At 38.2% G+C, this 17,398-nt stretch carries 14 protein-coding genes and 1 pseudogene; 8 read left to right on the plus strand and 7 right to left on the minus strand.

Going from position 1 to position 17,398, the window contains the following annotated elements:
- From ACYQ0N_RS10190 to ACYQ0N_RS10225, 8 genes and pseudogenes are all read left to right on the plus strand, one after another.
- Nucleotides 1–1,576 (plus strand): annotated as a pseudogene (locus ACYQ0N_RS10190) (hypothetical protein); the annotation flags it as partial.
- Between the two features lie 9 nt (nt 1,577–1,585).
- Nucleotides 1,586–2,104: a hypothetical protein gene (locus ACYQ0N_RS10195; RefSeq protein ID WP_177531887.1), complete on the plus strand. Its 519-nt coding sequence runs from the start codon at nt 1,586–1,588 to the stop codon at nt 2,102–2,104.
- A gap of 62 nt (nt 2,105–2,166) precedes the next feature.
- Nucleotides 2,167–3,459, plus strand: a complete 1,293-nt coding sequence (locus tag ACYQ0N_RS10200) for a papain fold toxin domain-containing protein (RefSeq protein WP_460162614.1) — start codon at nt 2,167–2,169, stop codon at nt 3,457–3,459.
- 10 nt (nt 3,460–3,469) lie between these two features.
- Complete coding sequence (locus tag ACYQ0N_RS10205; RefSeq protein WP_460162615.1) at nt 3,470–3,799, plus strand: hypothetical protein; 330 nt, start codon at nt 3,470–3,472, stop codon at nt 3,797–3,799.
- Between the two features lie 430 nt (nt 3,800–4,229).
- A complete protein-coding gene (locus tag ACYQ0N_RS10210; RefSeq protein WP_460162616.1) occupies nt 4,230–5,270 on the plus strand; it encodes an AAA family ATPase in 1,041 nt (346 codons plus the stop codon).
- A gap of 514 nt (nt 5,271–5,784) precedes the next feature.
- Nucleotides 5,785–6,180: a hypothetical protein gene (locus ACYQ0N_RS10215; protein ID WP_460162617.1), complete on the plus strand. Its 396-nt coding sequence runs from the start codon at nt 5,785–5,787 to the stop codon at nt 6,178–6,180.
- 158 nt (nt 6,181–6,338) lie between these two features.
- Nucleotides 6,339–6,545, plus strand: coding sequence for a hypothetical protein (locus ACYQ0N_RS10220; protein WP_460162618.1), 207 nt, complete (start codon nt 6,339–6,341; stop codon nt 6,543–6,545).
- 211 nt (nt 6,546–6,756) lie between these two features.
- A complete protein-coding gene (locus ACYQ0N_RS10225) occupies nt 6,757–8,946 on the plus strand; it encodes a stage V sporulation T C-terminal domain-containing protein (RefSeq protein WP_460162619.1) in 2,190 nt (729 codons plus the stop codon).
- A gap of 59 nt (nt 8,947–9,005) precedes the next feature.
- On the opposite strand, the gene ACYQ0N_RS10230 is transcribed toward ACYQ0N_RS10225, so the two are convergent.
- From ACYQ0N_RS10230 to ACYQ0N_RS10260, 7 genes are all read right to left on the minus strand, one after another.
- Nucleotides 9,006–10,478 (minus strand): lipopolysaccharide biosynthesis protein, encoded by a 1,473-nt coding sequence (locus tag ACYQ0N_RS10230; protein ID WP_460162620.1) that lies wholly within the window; start codon nt 10,476–10,478, stop codon nt 9,006–9,008.
- Between the two features lie 28 nt (nt 10,479–10,506).
- A complete protein-coding gene (locus ACYQ0N_RS10235; protein WP_460162621.1) occupies nt 10,507–11,967 on the minus strand; it encodes a hypothetical protein in 1,461 nt (486 codons plus the stop codon).
- A gap of 214 nt (nt 11,968–12,181) precedes the next feature.
- Nucleotides 12,182–14,128 carry a threonine--tRNA ligase gene (gene thrS, locus ACYQ0N_RS10240; RefSeq protein WP_460162622.1) on the minus strand — a complete coding sequence of 649 codons (1,947 nt, stop codon included), beginning with the start codon at nt 14,126–14,128 and terminating at the stop codon, nt 12,182–12,184.
- Between the two features lie 104 nt (nt 14,129–14,232).
- A complete protein-coding gene (locus tag ACYQ0N_RS10245; protein WP_460162623.1) occupies nt 14,233–15,144 on the minus strand; it encodes an esterase/lipase family protein in 912 nt (303 codons plus the stop codon).
- Between the two features lie 718 nt (nt 15,145–15,862).
- Nucleotides 15,863–16,198, minus strand: coding sequence for a helix-turn-helix domain-containing protein (locus tag ACYQ0N_RS10250; protein WP_177532627.1), 336 nt, complete (start codon nt 16,196–16,198; stop codon nt 15,863–15,865).
- 288 nt (nt 16,199–16,486) lie between these two features.
- Nucleotides 16,487–16,696 carry a helix-turn-helix domain-containing protein gene (locus ACYQ0N_RS10255; protein WP_177532628.1) on the minus strand — a complete coding sequence of 70 codons (210 nt, stop codon included), beginning with the start codon at nt 16,694–16,696 and terminating at the stop codon, nt 16,487–16,489.
- A gap of 15 nt (nt 16,697–16,711) precedes the next feature.
- Nucleotides 16,712–17,263, minus strand: a complete 552-nt coding sequence (locus ACYQ0N_RS10260; RefSeq protein ID WP_177532629.1) for a hypothetical protein — start codon at nt 17,261–17,263, stop codon at nt 16,712–16,714.
- Nucleotides 17,264–17,398: the final 135 nt, after the last annotated feature.

A 17,398-nucleotide genomic window follows, 5' to 3' on the forward strand; every position in this document is an offset into this window, starting at 1 on the left:
ACAAGGTAGTCAATCAAATATCGACTATTATATGGAAAAATACGGTCGAAGAAAATGCAGCAGAGCATATATATGTGAAAATATAATCGGAAATATGGGCAGTGGAGACAGCGCCGCAGTCATTATGTATTCGGATCACATAGAATCTAATACAGGCTTGACAGGTTCAACGGGATCGCTTTATTCCGCAGTTCAGGGTGTAAACAGTGACGGAAATTCGTTATGGCTGGACAGCGCAGTTCAGACCGCATTGTCATATGTAAGCGACAGCGATTCCGAGATGTACCGAATCATAGTATTAACAAACGGCGACGTGTCATACGGTTATGAGCTATCTTCCTATGACTACACAAATGTATCTTTAAATATTGTAAGTCTTGGTGGCGGGAGCGTTGGCTCTAACTTGGAGAAAATTGTCTATGATTCACATGGAGACGTTTACTACGGTTATCCCTCAAGTGATCTTACAAACGTAACCGGAAATACTATTGAGCTTCCACCGCAGTTTGAGGGTGAAGATTCGGACGGAGACGGAATACCGGATTTGGTTGAGCTTTACGGTTTAAAGCCTGATGGACATCCGATAAATACCGATCCATTTAAAAAGGATACAGACGGGGACGGGCTTGATGATAATATAGAGCTTAACTTCGTGACCGAAAAGCTTACATCAGCAGTATCTATGGTGGAGTATTATTCCGCTATCGGTTATTCCTCTGATCCTACTATGATGGATACTGATAATGACGGGTTGGATGATAAAGAGGAATATAATTTAGGAACAAATCCGCGCTTATCGGATACTGATGGTGATGGAATTTTAGATGGAGATGATGTATATCCACTGACACCATATATATTAGGAAAAGCTCGATTTTGGGAATTTGCCAGTTATAATATAAAGGTTAACAAATGGGAAGCTGCTCCCAGTTTTGCTGATGTTGAAAGCGCAAGTGAAGTCAGTGCCATAATACAACGATTTTATAGCAATACTGCTATAGAAAATGCCGCTAATTTTGATTATATTAATAATCAAAATGAAGCGCCGGTAAGCAACATTAAATATGGTTATAAATATACTATGGAGCATAACGGATGTGAATTGATAGCGATTTATAACGCTTTAAAGTTGAAAAATAATTATCAGGCACTGTCTGAAATAGCATTGGAATTTGAAGCAAACGGCGGAATGGCGATGGATACAAGACTGCTTAGCACACATCCTTCGTTTTCAAGTATTCCCTCAACTCAGCTGGGAATAATTTTAAAATCCGGATTTTTCGGTTCAAATCCATTTTATATTAAGCAATATTTAAACGCTCACAAATATAAGAATGAACAAACTGAATCATTAAGTGAATTACAGTCATGGGCAAAACCGGGAAGAGTATTTATAATGTCATACTGGAATAATAAGGATGATATAGGACGAGGATTGCATACTATTGCAGTACGGGTTAATTTAGATAAAACAATTAATACATATAATAACGGAGTAAGAAATAATTTTGATGATTTTATTGATTTAATAAATAGAGAAAACGGTTCTTTTATTACAGGGTATTATTTATGTTAAGGGGGAATTATGAAAAAATTTATAAATATTCTGATACTAATGATTTTGTCATTAACCCTTGTCTCATGCGATATGGATAGCGATATAAAGCCAAGAAATCAGTTAAATACAAATTGGGTTTCAGAGAATCCAGATATATTTTTCACTGTTTTAGAGGATGAAGGATATTATCTTTGTTTAGGTACATTAAAGGATAGTGAAAAGTCTTATAATATTGAACTAGATTTTGATTTCGGCAGGGAGGTTAATATTGTAGATTATGATATTCTTCAAAAAAATAATTTCGTTTACAAGACAGAAGATCTTATGGTAAGGGCAGATTGTAAGTTTTCGGAAAAGAAATGCATTATCACCGTAACAGAATCTGTCATTGATAGTATTAAGGTCAATGATAAAATAACCTTCAACCGAGTTGAGGAATTACCGGATTGGGCAAAGGAATTAGACGAAGAGCTGGAATGGTCAAGAAATAAGCAATCGAATGAATACCCAAAAGCTACTGTATTTGAACCAGCTTTACAAGAGTGAATCTTGGCTACGGCAGCGTGAGTTCAAATCTGAAAATTATCGTGCAATCCACAGGCGGAGAGGTGTACAATTCGGTAAGCGCCGTAGATTTGACGTATCGACGGGAGCGACGATTCATACTCCGATTTGAGGGCGTGGATTCAGACGGGGACGGAATACCGGATTTGGTTGAGCTTTACGGTTTAAAGCCTGACGGACATCCGATAAATACCGATCCATTTAAAAAGGATACCGACGGAGACGGGCTTGATGATAATATAGAGCTTAATTTCGTGACCGAAAAGCTTACATCAACAGTATCTATGGTGGAATATTATTCTGCCATCGGTTATTCCTCTGATCCTACTATGCCTGATACGGATTCAGACAATGTTGACGATTATCTGGAATCACTTTTAGGAACTAACCCAAATTCAAAAGATACTGATAGCGACGGTTTATCAGACGGAAAAGAAGTCCAGCTTTGGTTTGATCCGTTAAATCCCAATCCTGATGGCGACAGCTTCAACGATTATGAGGAATATATAAACGGAACTGATCCGTTCTCATATGATTTAACCGGATTCGAATGGGATTCACGTTTTATAAAAGGAATTGTTTTAGGCGATTTTATTGAATGTAACGATATTCCTACATTACTCGGTCAGATAACGGGCGGTTTTATTCCAGGATATGCTGACATAAGAGATGTAATAGCGAACGCCCGTAAGGGAGAATGGGGCTATGCGGTTATAAGCGGAATCGGACTTGTTCCGTTGGCCGGAGACGCTGCAAAGATAGCGTCGGCTCTTGAGGATTTTGTATTAAAGCATTTAGATGACGCTCCCACGATTGCAAGCGCATTGTTAAAAGTAAGCGAGCAGGTACCTGATGTATTGAAGTATTTGCCGGGTTCTTCATTAGACAACATTGCAAATTCGCTAAAGAACGGAAAGCAGTTTTCAAAATCAGAATATACAAAGCTGAAAGGAATGTTTGCGGCTGCCGGGAAAAATTTAGATGAAATTGTTGATATATCCTTTAAATACTCGGACGAAATCGGCAAGGGTATTAGCAAGATTGCGGGAAAATATAAGAATTTCGAATGTGTTAAATGTGCCGATGAGGTCATGGGTTATTTAAAAAGTATAGGTCAAAACGGTACAAGACTCAATTTGACCTATGGTAATCGTTTTATAATACATGATTTATATTCTTCAACAGAAGCGATATCCAAAAATGGAAAGCACGTAGCAATTTTGTACAATAACAAGGTATATGATAATATATTTCCCAATGGCATAGATTATAATAAATGGTTCAATGGTTTTTTTGCACCTGGTGGCGAAAAAACAATTGAAAAAATAAATTTCTGAGGTAAAAATTATGACTAAACCTGATAATATTATTTGTCTACTTATGATGATTAAGCTGCGACCTGGTTTGTATATTGGCACAAAATCTTTGGTAAGGCTTTGTAGCTTTATAGATGGTTATAAATTTGCAATGATATGCGATAATAAAAAATATAAAATAAATCAATATCACGAATTTAATGAATGGCTTGCACAAAAATATCATATACGAGAATCAATATTATGGGACGATTATTTAATTAGATTTGTACAGAATGAATCTGAAGCTTTTGATTTGTTTTATGAGGAACTTGAAGCTTTTCTGAAAGAAAACAATATAGAGATACCGAACGTTCAATAACCTATAAATGCCCATTGGAATATATGGGCATTTTAATTTTAAAAGTAGCTTTCAAAATCAGAATAGTATTATGAGTATTTTAACTTTAATGGTTGTTAAATTTCTGACGCTATCTTGACAATCGCACATTACCATGTTAAAATAAAAATAGAACGACAGAGTTCTATTTAAAATGACAATTAAATATCAAACGCCAATTACATAAACATATTTCAAAGAGCATAAGGCTCGTACATATTTAGGCACGATTCAGACGGAAAAGCTTCCGCCTTTAGTCGTGGTTAAGTATGTGCGGGCTTTTTCTGTTTGACGGTACATAAAATTTCGTTGAAGCGCCGCATAACGTTCTTGTGAGCGCCGCACGCGGCAGGTAGGATAAAATAACGGAAGCTTGAAAATCAAATATTTATTAACAAAGGAGGCTGACTGAATGAAAGAACTAAAAACCAAAACCTGCGAGGAAATCATGACCACCGTATACAAGCCTATCGAATTTGCAGTTGACGGTTTAATTGCGCAAGGTCTTTACATTCTGGCAGGAGCGCCGAAGGTCGGGAAATCGTGGTTAGCTTTAGACCTTTGTCTGAGCATAGCAAAAGGAGAAAAAGTGTTAGGTCGGACGGTTTCTCAGGGAAAAACGCTGTACCTTTGCCTTGAGGACAGCTATGAACGAATACAAAAGCGGCTTTATGAAATTACAGACGAACCGACAGAAAAGCTTTTCTTTGCGGTCATGGCGGAAACAATCGGAAACGGTCTTGAAATCCAGATTGAAAGGTTCAAGTCGGAGCACGCTGATTTGAAACTTGTTGTAATCGACACGCTGCAAAAGGTTCGCGGGTCAACGGAAAACAGCTACGGCTCGGACTATAAGGAACTGTCTGTTTTGAAAGGTCTTGCCGATAAACTGAGGATTACCGTTTTACTTGTTCACCACACACGAAAATGTAAAGACAACGATCCTTTCAATATGATTTCCGGCAGCGCTGGTATAAGCGGCTGCGTTGACGGAAGCCTTGTACTCATAGAAACAAAGCGCGGCAGCAGAACCGCCAGGCTCTACTGCGTCGGACGCGACATTGAAAATCATGAGCTAAACCTTGCATTTGAAAGTAACCGTTGGACAGTCACCGATGAGGAATCTCATCCGCCAAGCAAAGACAACATTTTCCTCGCCGCTGTTTACGTATTCATCAAGGACGCTGGTCATTTCGAGAGAACTGCAACTGAGTTGATTGAAGCTTTAAAAACTGTTTCAACTGAAAAATTTCATGCAAATCGTGTTACAAGAGATTTGGTTCAGAACGGTTACAAACTGAAGCAATGCGGTATTGATTTCTGTTGCGGCCGAAATCATTCGGGAAGAAAAATTATTCTTGATTACTGTTCCGCGCGTGACGGCAGTGACAGTAAAAACGGCAGCGGAGTTACTGTCACGAAACAGCTTACAGAAGTGTTGCAAAGTCAGTAACAGCGTTGTCTATGGTACGTGTCAGTAGAATTTGAAATGTATTTTTACTGTCACGCTTAACTGTTACCGCCACGCAGATTTACGAGCCAAATCCGCCCGAATTTGACCTCCCAAATTCAATCGGGAAATATATCGGCATGAAGCATAAAAACGCCGCACAAGCCAACGTGGAGCGTTTGCGGGCGGATGAATAAAATTAATACAGAGGTGGTGCAATATGTGCAGCTGGTAATTTACACAAATGGAGGAATTTGAATTACTTCAAAAACTCAAATATTTACTTGCTAGTTAAAGGTCAGGGGTCAAAGCCCCCAGACCGTTCACAGCGGACGAGCAAAGCCCGCCGCGGAAACGCCCTAAATACGCCGTTTGTACAAGAGGATCGTGCAGTATTCCAACGGATGTCTTATGGGGCCGGAAATAGGATTTTAGTTGAATTCAGGAGTCACAGATACCGAAAAGCGCGTAAAATCGGCATTTATTCAGGGGACGTGACAGGGAAAGGAGCAGATTTATGGCAAAGAAAAGAATGGCTGTGTATTTTCAGCCAGAAACAATTAAGAAGATCGAACAGGAATATCGCGGGGACAACTGCGCTTCAAAAACGGAGTTTATCGAGAAAGCCGTCAAATTTTACATCGGATATCTCAACGAGGAAGATAACATAAACTATCTCTCCCCTATGATAACCGAAACGGTCAAGGCGCAGATAAAGGGTACGGAACAGAGACTTGCACGTTTGCTTTTCAAGGTCGCTGTGGAGCTTGGAAAGCTTTCGCATATGACCGCCGCTGTAAACGAGGTTGACGATGAAACGCTGGACAAGCTTCACGCTATGTGCGTAAACGAGGTGAGGAAAATCAACGGCATCATTGATTACGAGGACGCTGCGGAGTATCAGAACAGCTAAAGGAGAAGGAATTTAAAACGAATAATGGCGGAAAAATATGCAGATTAGTTCGCTACAGAAACCAAACGGAAAAGTTTATTTACTACCTTCGGCAGAACAACGTAAAAATATGAATAATATCCCCCATCAAGTCAAAGCTTAAAGAGAGGTGTTGTTTATTGGAAATAAACGCAAAAGACGATTTGAAGCTTGTTGAAATCTGGGTTACAAATGATGAACAGCAGAGCGAAGGCTTTGAAAAAAAGCTTGAAGAAATCTGCGAAGAAAACAAAGCCGCAGGGTGTAAAACCGTTGTGTTCCGCTCAGGTAACAAAAATCTGTATGACTGCACAGAAGGCTTAGTTCTGAATAATTATCAGCTGTAACCTGCAAGAGAGTACGCATACAGCGTCTCTCTTTACATATCGAACAGTATTTCCAATGCAAATATGTTGGGTTTATCTATTGCATTTTCAGCTGAAACGTGATACAATATTATCGTAATCAAGTCGAATATTTCTTGCAACATTGTTGGTATTCGCAAAGGTAAAACAGCATATAAACGCTGACAGCATTGAATAAGAAAGGGTGAAATAAATGCCGGTAAAACCGAACATAGCAGGCTACTGCCGAATTTCCGTCGACGAAGAGCTTGACCGCGACAACACCTCTATTGAAAACCAAAAAGCTATCATCACGGATTTCGTCAGCCGGAAATTTCCTGACAGCAGCCTTGATTTTTATGAAGACCGCGACCGTTCAGGCTATACTTTTGAACAGCGCGAGGGCTATCAAAGGCTCCGTAAAAAGATGATACAGCTTGAATATGATATTCTTATCGTCAAGGATTTCTCACGATTTTCAAGACGAAACAGCAAGGGGCTGGTTGAGCTTGAGGATCTGCGTGACGCGGGAATGAGAATTATCTCAATAGGCGACAACATTGACTATCCGACATACGACGATTGGACGGCAATTCAGTTCAGATTTCTCATAAACGAAATGCCCGTAACCGACACCTCCAAAAAGGTCAAGTCGGTTATCAAACGCCGTCAGGAGGAGGGCAGATGGATATGCGCCGTCCCCTACGGCTATGTTATGACAAACCACAAAACAATGCAGTTTGAGGTTGACGAGCCTGCCGCCGAGGTTGTCCGCGAGATTTTTGAGCTGTATAAAAACGGCTGGGGCTACAAGAAAATTGCAAATCACCTTACCGATAAAAAAATTCCAACGCCGAGAATGTGCGAAAAAATGCGTAAGGAGGCACAAGGCGAGGAGTATAAAAAAGAAGTCAAATCCACCTGGAGTATCATAACCGTGAGCGAAATTCTGCAAAACGATTTTTATATCGGTACTCTCCGTCAGGGAAAATACAAACGCAAAAAAATTAACGGCGGAGAGGAAAAGGTTCATGAAACCGACCATATAGTTTTTGAAAACAACCACACTCCCATCGTTGACTACAGAACCTTTGCCGCCGTTCAGGAGCAGCTTAAAAAGCGTTCGACAACAAATTATCGGGGCGTGAAAAAGAATGACAACGTGTATTCGGGTTATCTTTTCTGCGGAGACTGCGGCTCGCCAATGTTCGCAATGAGCCGCAATGACCTTGCGCCTGCATACACCTGCGGAACATATCACCGAAGAGGAACAAAGGGCTGTACATCTCATCATACAAGAGTGGATATGCTTGACAAGCTTCTGAAGGAATATATCCGCAGAGTCCGTGACAATTCCGCGGATATGATTGAAAGACTTAAAGACTCAATCGCAAAGGAAAAGACTGAAACTAAAAACAGCAAGGCGACGATCGACATAATCAATGAGCAGATTGACTCAGCGAAAGCCGAGATAAAAATGCTTACCAGACAGCAGACCAGGGATCTGATGAAGCACCCGGACCGAGCCGACATACTTGAGGAAACCTATTCGGAAATGCTGGACGAGCTTACCTTGCGTATCGAGGGATTGAAAAATCAGGCGGCGCTTGCGGCGGATAAGCACAATTCAGTGATAAAGATAAACCGAACCGCCAAAACGGTTCTGGACATTTTCGACAACATAATCAGCAAGCCTTCTCTTGCAAAAAGCGACCTTGACTTTATCCTTGAAAAAATCGTGGTGTATAACGACCGAATTGATATATTTCTGAAAGCAGACATCGACGCGCTGCTCAAAAGCGGACAGCTTGTATCAGTCGGAGCGGCAGAGGAGCAATCGCCAAATTTTAACTTGGACGCTAAGAATATCTCATCACTTACTGAAAAATTCATCTTCCCTGTTAAAAACAAGGGAGATAAGGTTCTTAACGTCAATGTTATCAGTAACGGCGACCCGTTAGAAATATATACAAGCAATGACGGCGAAGTTATTTTCAAAAAATATTCCGCAATCAGTGAGATGAGTGAAAACGCTTCTCAGGTAGCGGAAATAATGTGCAAGCTCGCAGGCTGTCCTGTCGTTATATTCGACAGGGATCATGTTGTAGCAGTCTCTGGAGTTTCCAAAAAGGAATTTAATGAAAGAAGAGTATCCCCGCTTCTTGAAGAATTAATGGAAAGGCGAAGAAATTATTTTGCTTCCGTATCTGATACGGCAAACGGTTTTTTCCCCGCCGAAGGAGTAGATAAAGCAGCTTTAGCATGTATGCCTATACTAAGCTCTGGAGACGTAACCGGTGCGGTTGCATTCATGGAAAGTGAAAATTCAACATCAGTGTCAGAGCTGCAAAAGAGTCTTATAAGCGCAGCGGCTCTGTTTCTTGGAAAACAAATTGAGGGATAAACTCATTTAAAAAGACGCTTTTCCACATCGGAAAGCGTCTTTTTTATTTTAAATACAGTTTATTTTTCTATAATCTGCTTTACTTCGCTGTCGGTTTTCGAAGCCTTATAATCAACCTTAATTGTCTTTATAAACACGATTGCCAAATATATCACAAGCAATACGCCTTCAGCAATAAACACCGGCATAAAAAAGTCCCCGGTAACAACAGTAGGTTCAGTTCCCGTAGCAGGAACAAGAATATTATAAGCATTAGCGAATGTAACTGTTTCATAATATTCATCGGCAGTTTTATTTACAGTATCTATTAAGTCAGTAATCTTATTATTAATTTCTTCAAGTCTTTCCTCGACGTCTTCCTTACTGACTGTCAATGAGGAATTATTGCTTTTCAGCGCGTCGATTCTGTCATTATAATATTCCACGCGCTGTTTGTTTCTGGATACTTCGTTTTGCTTGGCAATTTTTTGATTTATCAGCTCGTCATATTTCTGTGAAGCCTGAGAATAAGACGTCTCTGCGTTTTCAGTACCGTCTCCGAAAAACAAAAGAGTATCCTTTTCATAATTATCAATAGAATTAGTTATAGAATCAAGCTCCGACTGACTTATTTTCTGCTGACGGCTAAGTTCTTCTATTCGGTATTTGTAATAAGTCAGCAGCAATTCCTTATCATTCGTCACATTGTTTATAACTATATAAGACGAAAGACTGTCAAGATCAGCATTTTTCAAAGTATCTATCGTAGTTTTCAGATCACTGAAGGAATAACCGGTTTCATTTGACCTAAATCCCGCGTCGGCATTTGAAAGCTTGCTTACATAATCGCTCAGATTTGTCAGAGTCGTATTAAATACGTCTATAGCCGCAGGATAATCATATTCCTTGTAATCGACAGCAACAACAGCGTTTCCAAGCGATTCATTATAACCGTAATTGGTGAAAAAATAATTCTGATAGCTTTTTAGAATTTTATCAAGTATCTGCTTGCTTTCCGATAAATCAAAGCCTGTTTTATAATAGTCAAAGGATATTATATAATATGAAGGATAATAGCCTAATTCAAGCATAGATTCTACCGCTGTAAGAGCGGCGGATCCGCCTCCGGAATAAATATTCTTATATAGGGAAATCTTATCCATGGCATCATTAGGTATAACGCCGTTAATATATATGTTTCTTCTGACGCTTTCAACAAAATTCAATGAAATATCCATATCTGTCAACGCGGCTTCTATTACGTTTGGAGATTTTATTTTATTAACGTCAAACTTTTTCCCCTGAGGATCAAGACCTTTTTCAATTCCGTCAAAATTAAAGCTTACTAAAGCCGTTATCATATTATCAGTCGTACTTTTCTTAAACATCATTACAAAGCCAACCGTAAACATTAAGACAACGGCGGCAGCAATCAACCATAAAATAAAATATCTTTTAGCCTGCTTTGCTAAGGTACTGAATGATATTGCTACCGAATTATCATATTCATCCGGTTGTTTTAATGTAATGCTGATATTTTTCTCAGTTTCCATTAATTTTTGCCTCCATATTATTCTAACATCATTTCCTATTTTTTACGGTTTTGCGCCTGTTTTTTCTGCCCGCAAATTTCTTTGTCAGCATAGGCGTCTTAATTAAGGCAAAGGCAACGGAAACCGTAACATACAATGCGGCCAGAATAAGCTCGAACATAAATATATTATCCACTGAATCCGAAACAGCCGCCTTTAACGTTCCCGTAACAGAAGTTGAAGCAGGCGTCAATACAGTATATGCGTTGGAAAACAAAACCTTTTCATAATACTCCGACGCAGTTTCATTAACAGTATTAATTAATGTATCTATCTTTCCCGATATTTTTTTCAGCTCCGCGTCAATAAGCTCTTTATCTGCTGCTGTAGAAGCGCCGTTTTCAAGAGATTTTATACGCTCCTCATAACGTTTTATATTTTGCTCGCATGCAGAAAGATTCGCCTGCGCCTCAATTTTCTGTGTTATAAGATTATCGTATGTATCCGATGACTGCGTAAGCGACGCGTTAGCCGCGTCAGTTGCATTGCTGAAAATCAATATAGAATTTTTTTCATAGACCTCAATGGTTTCAGAAACAGCCTTGAGCTGTTCCTCGGAAATTATTTTACTTCGTTTCAGATCTTCAATTTTAAACTTATAATTTGCTATAAGATTTTTTTTGTCCTTTGTCACATTATTAAGAGTAATATAAGAAGAAATCCAATCAAGGTCTTCATTTCTTACCGTATCAATGGACGACGAGAGATCGGCAAAAGTATATCCCGTTTCCGATCTGAAACGAGTATTGTCCGAAGCCGCAAGCTCGTCAATATAATTTTTAAGAGATCCTAAGGATGAATCGAATACATCAACAGCGTCTACATAGTCGTATTCGGTATAATCTATTGATACAACCGCAGATTCCAGCGATGAGTTATATCCGTAATTATTATAAAAAACCTCTCTGTATTTTTCAGTTATTTTATTTAAAAGAAGGGCTCCCTCCTTTTTGCTTAGACCGGTTTCTGAACCGCATTCCAATACAATTTTATATTGAGTAGGATAATAGGACGTATCCTGTATACTTTTTGACGAAACAATCACATCGGAATTATAAATAGAATCATACTTTGTTATACGTTCGATTACGTCAAGCGGAACTACTCCGTCGATATTGATATGACTGTAAATATGATTTACATCTCCGTCTAAGCCTGTTTCCTTGAGGGATTCTCTGATAATATCCTTGGATTTTATCTCGTTTACGTCAAACTTGTTGCCTGCAGGATCAAGCCCTGATTCTATACCGTCGAAGCTGAAATTTATTACAGAAGACACGGTTCCTGTAACAAGCCTTTTACCGCCGCTTATGCCTAAATTCAATAAGGCAATAACAACTGCGGCAATAATCCACGGCACAAAAAATTTTTTCATCTTAGAAAATAACATTCCTACTGTCAACACGCTATCCTTTTTTTTATCTTTAGCATCGTCTTTTTTTATCTGCATATTTACCTCCGCAAATACAACAATAATCCAATTAACTGCCTATTTTCAAGGTTTTTTTATATTCTGAAATCATTGCTTATTATATCATAAATTATAATTAGTGTCAATAAAAAAGTTAATATATCAAAAAATTGGATTTTTTGTTTTATAAGAAAAAACAGACCTTTTATATTATAAAAAAGCGGCAGCCTGTAAGCCGCCGCTTTAAAATAATTTAAGCCTTCTTATTTGATATTTCATCAATCAGTCTGTCCAGCAATTCTGCTGCAGTCATAGAGCCGAGATCGCCGTCGCGTCTTGAGCGTACTGATACCGTATTAGTTTCAGCCTCATTATCCCCCGCTATAATCATATACGGTATTTTTTCAAGCTGAGCCTGTCTTATCTTATACCCCATCTTTTCCGCTCTTTCGTCTATCGTATATCTGATACCCGCGGCCTCAAGCCTTGCCGCAATTTCGTTTACATAAGGCAGATGTCTGTCCGCTATGGGGATAAACCGAATTTGCTCGGGAGCAAGCCACAAAGGGAACGCTCCGGCATACTTTTCAATTAGAAGCGCAAGCGTTCTTTCATAGCAGCCGAGAGAAGTCCTGTGAATTATATACGGACGTTTTCTTGTTCCGTCTACGTCTATATATTCCATACCGAATTTTTCCGCCAAAAGCATATCTATCTGAATCGTTACAATAGTATCCTCCTTGCCGTAAACGTTCTTATACTGTATATCCAGCTTCGGACCGTAAAAGGCCGCTTCATCTATACCTACCTCATATTCCACTCCAAGGTGATCAAGTATCTTTTTCATAACCGACTGCGCGTGATCCCACTGCTCTGCCGTTCCCTCGTATTTATTTTTAGGATTAGCCGGATCCCACTGTGAAAAGCGGAATGTACACTCGTCAAGAAGTCCTACCGTGCCAAGAAAATATTTTGCAAGCTCCAGACAATCCTTGAATTCCTCTTCAAGCTGTTCCGGACGCAGAACAAGATGTCCCTCCGAAATAGTAAACTGACGAACACGTATAAGACCGTGCATTTCTCCGCTGTCCTCGTTCCTGAAAAGCGTTGAGGTTTCACCAAGTCTCATGGGAAGATCCCTGTACGAGCGCTGCCTGTTGAGAAAAACTTGATACTGAAAAGGGCAGGTCATAGGGCGAAGCGCAAAGCATTCCTTTGTTTCGTCATTTGGATCACCTAAAATAAACATACCGTCAAGATAATGATCCCAATGTCCGGAAATTTTATAAAGCTCGCGTTTAGCCATAAACGGCGTTTTAGTCAGTAGATAGCCGTGCTTTTGCTCTACATCCTCAACCCATCTTTGAAGCAGTTGTATTACTCTTGCTCCCTTAGGAAGAATAATCGGGAGCCCCTGACCGATATAATCGACCGTTGTAAAAAGCTCAAGCTCTCTTCCCAGTTTATTATGATCTCGCATTTTTGCGTCCTCAAGCGCCTTCAAGCGCTCTTCAAGCTGAGAAGCCTTCGGAAAAGCCGTTGCATAGACTCTTGTAAGCATTTTGTTTTTTTCGGAGCCCCTCCAGTAAGCGCCCGTACATGAAAGAAGCTTAAAAGCCTTTACCGGAGAGGTTGAAAGCAAATGAGGTCCGGCGCAAAGATCTGAAAATTCGCCCTGCTTATAAAATGAAATCGGCTCTCCCTTTTGAGCATGCTCTCTGCAAAGCTCTGCCTTATAGATTTCTCCCTGCTCTTCCAAAGCTCTTACAGCCTCATCCGGCTGCATCACATAGCATTCCAGAGGAAGTTCTTCCTTAACTATCTTCTTCATTTCCGATTCTATTTTTGAAAGATCATCAGTGGTAAACGGCTTTTCAAGATCGAAATCATAGTAAAAGCCGTTTTCTATTGCCGGTCCTATTGCAAGCCTTGCGTTCGGATAAAGCCTCTTAACAGCCTGAGCCAAAATATGAGAAGCCGTATGCCAGAACGTTTGCTTTCCCTCGGCAGTATCAAAAGTCATAACTTCAAAATCGCAATCGCTGTCTATAACTGTCCTGAGATCCTTTACTTCACCGTTGATTTTTACACAGCATGCCGCTTTATACAAACCTGCGCCGATTCCCTTAATAACTTCAGCGGCGGATACGGCAGACTCGATCTCGCGGATACTTCCATCCTTTAATTTTAATTTTATCATTTTTTACTCCTTTATAATAATCTATTTTTATTGTTGATTTACTACCAAAAACTATAATTTTTTAATTATTAACGGTTTTACTACCATAGATCGAACAATTACATTTAAAAGCCTCTTACCTTTAAATCATTCACTAAATTAACATAAAATTCTCTTACGTCAAAGCCTTTAATATTTTCACGGTTTAAATCAATTACATCACCGTGAGTTATACCCCTCTTACTCTTAGGTTCAAGAAAAATAAAACGATTTCCCCACTTCATAGAATTAACGGAAACTAATCCGTCATTTTCACCATCAAACAACTTAACAAACCTATATGAAAGATTAAGCGGAAACTGTCCGCTTGACGCTTTTTTGGCCTTTGACCCTACGCTTTGGTAATACACCTCAGAAGAATCCTGACATTTTCTATTAAGCTCACTGCACGAGGTTTCTGTTAAACAAGTAACAGCAGATATAAAATCAGGATCATTGTCACCAATTTTTCTCAGAACATTATTATATTTATCAGCAATGGAATCTCGTACTCTTTCAGGAACTTTTTTTAAAAGATATTCGGCAAACAGACAACCATGATGGGGTGTATTTATAGTTGTAAGACTTGCCGTATACTTATCAGCTCCAAGAATACTGATAGCATACCTTGCGTCAAGACCGCCCTTAGAATGTGCAATGACATTCAGCTTTTTACATCCGTTTTTTCTAATAATATCTTCCATTCTTTCCATAAGCTCCTTAGCGCTTTCTTCAACTGAAGACGCGGACTGCTGATTCCCATAATAAATAACCGCTCCATTTTTTTCAAGCTCGTCAGCAATTCTTCCCCAATAATTAATAAGCTTTGAATCTCTGAAAAAAACACCATGTACCATTAATATCGGATATATAGTTTTACAAAAATGTTTATCACACCGTTTTATATCTCTTTGAATTACCATACGCTCAAAACGGTATTCACAAGATATGACATATATAATTTTTATAAGCATAACAATATTTATAATAGGAATCATTCCGCAAACTGCGCCGGCAATTCGCCATTTTATTCCAAGCTGATTTGAAGTAAGATAAACTCGGATTATACCATTCCAAAAAATAATAAACTCGCCTATAAAAAATATAACAGTATTTAAAATAATAGATTTTGAATCAATCTCAGATAAGAAGCTCAGATATAATGTCAATATAATTTGTACAGTTACGGTTATTAAAAAAACTGACAGAAGATTCAGACCCCCGCGTAATATTTGCAGCTTTTTACCGTATTGCTTTGAATATACCGGAAACAAACAGTATATAACAAAATAAATACATCCAAATATAATAAAAAACACTTTTGAACCCAAATTAAAGTATTGTAAAAAAAGATACATATTCAATATAACTTCTATTAATATAGAATTAATTACTATCATAGCGCCTCCTCTTTAAATAAAAAAGCCCCTCAGACCAATTAGATCCAAGGGGCGATAAGATAACCGCTGTTCCACCCTTATTCGCACGAAAATATCATGCCTCATAAGCCGTTTTTTAACGGGAACGAACCGTCGGGTATTAACCGAGCTCAAAAGGCGGTGTATTTACTGTCCGTTATAGCGCGGCTTTCAGCCGGTGACTGCGCTTCTCTGAATAACTCCTACAATAAATCTTCCTTTATCAAAGCTTTCAATAATTAAATGCTATCATAATTTTTTAATTTTGTCAAGAGAAAAAAATAAAATTTTCAGCATTTTATATATCGCTATGTTTATCCTGCGATTCAAGCATTTCCATAATTCTCTCTTCTATTCTGATTTGATTATCATGATTCAAATTTCCAAATAATTTAACAAGACGCGCCGGAGACAAATCCCTGCAAAATTTTTTATCATTCGTTCTTCCCGCTATATAATCAAGGGAAACGTTATAGTATTCCGCTAATTTTATTGCCTTTGAAAAAGGAATATCGGTTTCACCCCTCTCATACTTCCCGTAATGATTAACAGATACTTCAATTAAATCAGCCACATATCTCTGCGTTAGATCGTTGTCTTCCTTTAAATCTTTCAGTCTTTGGTAAAATCCCATAAATAAATCCTCCGAATTTTATATATAATATAAGATTCTATCATATAAATGGTATTTACTATTGACTTTAAAATCTATTTGGTGTATAATATTAGTAAATCAATTATAAAGATTGTATTTACAGTTTGTATAAACTAATTTTATATACAATTACAAAGTGTCGCAGTTATTTTTTCTATTTTCTAATATTATATAAATAATAAGAAACGGTTTATCCCTTGATTAAATAAAGCAAGGGATAAACCGTTTTCTTTTTTGCCATTAATATATAAATAATTTCACTATAATTCAGTCTTTCTGAAATTCCAGAATATCTCCAGCTTCACAATCAAGCGCTTCGCAGATTGCCGCAAGTGTAGAAAATCTTATGGCTGTAACTTTATTATTCTTGATTTTTGAAAGATTTACATTTGAGATTCCCACTCGTTCAGCAAGTTCATTAAGAGATATCTTTCTTTCTACCATCATACGATCCAGTCTTAATATAATTTTTCCCATAATACCAAAACCTCATTATAAAAGTCCGTCGACATCGTTCTGAAGTTCAGCGCCGTATACAAAAATCTGAGTAATAAATAAAATCAATATCCCTAAAATTAAGCCGTCTATCCTGACAACGATTTCCGCTTTCTCTACACCGATAACAATTCTGGAAATAACGCTCATAATAAATCCGATTACAGGAACGGATAAAGAAAATATTCCGATTTCACGAATCATACGGATATTATCCTTATTGAACGGATCATTTTCAGATTTTTTGGCAACCAAATAAACATTACGAAAAACCATTGCCATTAATGATAAAATTATTACAGAGCCAATTGCAAAAAGTCTGATTACAGTCATATCTAATAAACCGTTTTCATCAACGGCAGTCATTTCAAATCCATAGGTTGACACCTCGTTTCCATATTCAGGTATTAATTTCGAGACGACATCAAATAACCAATCTTTTGCCGCAAAAGAGCATACCAATAAAGCTGCCGAAAATACCGCTCCTGCCCAATGCAGAATTTCCACTGTCTTAGAAACTGCCATAGTAATTTTGCTGATATTTTTCATTTCATATCCTCCGTAAATATTATAAATTTTGTTTTTACCGGCTTCAACAATATTATTATAGCATTAGATTTTACGTTTGTCAATAACAATTTAACGTTTATCATTAAATTAGTTTCGTTTGACATTAATATAAAA

It is taken from the genome of Ruminococcus sporogenes (assembly GCF_054655175.1).

What these genes read in the sequence shown, in the direction of transcription:
- ACYQ0N_RS10250 (WP_177532627.1), bottom strand. Translation starts at nt 16,198, where the DNA reads ATGGGATTTTACCAAAGACTGAAAGATTTAAAGGAAGACAACGATCTA.
- ACYQ0N_RS10195 (WP_177531887.1), top strand. Translation starts at nt 1,586, where the DNA reads ATGAAAAAATTTATAAATATTCTGATACTAATGATTTTGTCATTAACC.
- ACYQ0N_RS10215 (WP_460162617.1), top strand. Translation starts at nt 5,785, where the DNA reads ATGGCAAAGAAAAGAATGGCTGTGTATTTTCAGCCAGAAACAATTAAG.
- ACYQ0N_RS10225 (WP_460162619.1), top strand. Translation starts at nt 6,757, where the DNA reads ATGCCGGTAAAACCGAACATAGCAGGCTACTGCCGAATTTCCGTCGAC.
- thrS (WP_460162622.1), bottom strand. Translation starts at nt 14,128, where the DNA reads ATGATAAAATTAAAATTAAAGGATGGAAGTATCCGCGAGATCGAGTCT.
- ACYQ0N_RS10210 (WP_460162616.1), top strand. Translation starts at nt 4,230, where the DNA reads ATGAAAGAACTAAAAACCAAAACCTGCGAGGAAATCATGACCACCGTA.
- ACYQ0N_RS10245 (WP_460162623.1), bottom strand. Translation starts at nt 15,144, where the DNA reads ATGATTCCTATTATAAATATTGTTATGCTTATAAAAATTATATATGTC.
- ACYQ0N_RS10255 (WP_177532628.1), bottom strand. Translation starts at nt 16,696, where the DNA reads ATGGGAAAAATTATATTAAGACTGGATCGTATGATGGTAGAAAGAAAG.
- ACYQ0N_RS10205 (WP_460162615.1), top strand. Translation starts at nt 3,470, where the DNA reads ATGACTAAACCTGATAATATTATTTGTCTACTTATGATGATTAAGCTG.
- ACYQ0N_RS10260 (WP_177532629.1), bottom strand. Translation starts at nt 17,263, where the DNA reads ATGAAAAATATCAGCAAAATTACTATGGCAGTTTCTAAGACAGTGGAA.
- ACYQ0N_RS10235 (WP_460162621.1), bottom strand. Translation starts at nt 11,967, where the DNA reads ATGCAGATAAAAAAAGACGATGCTAAAGATAAAAAAAAGGATAGCGTG.
- ACYQ0N_RS10230 (WP_460162620.1), bottom strand. Translation starts at nt 10,478, where the DNA reads ATGGAAACTGAGAAAAATATCAGCATTACATTAAAACAACCGGATGAA.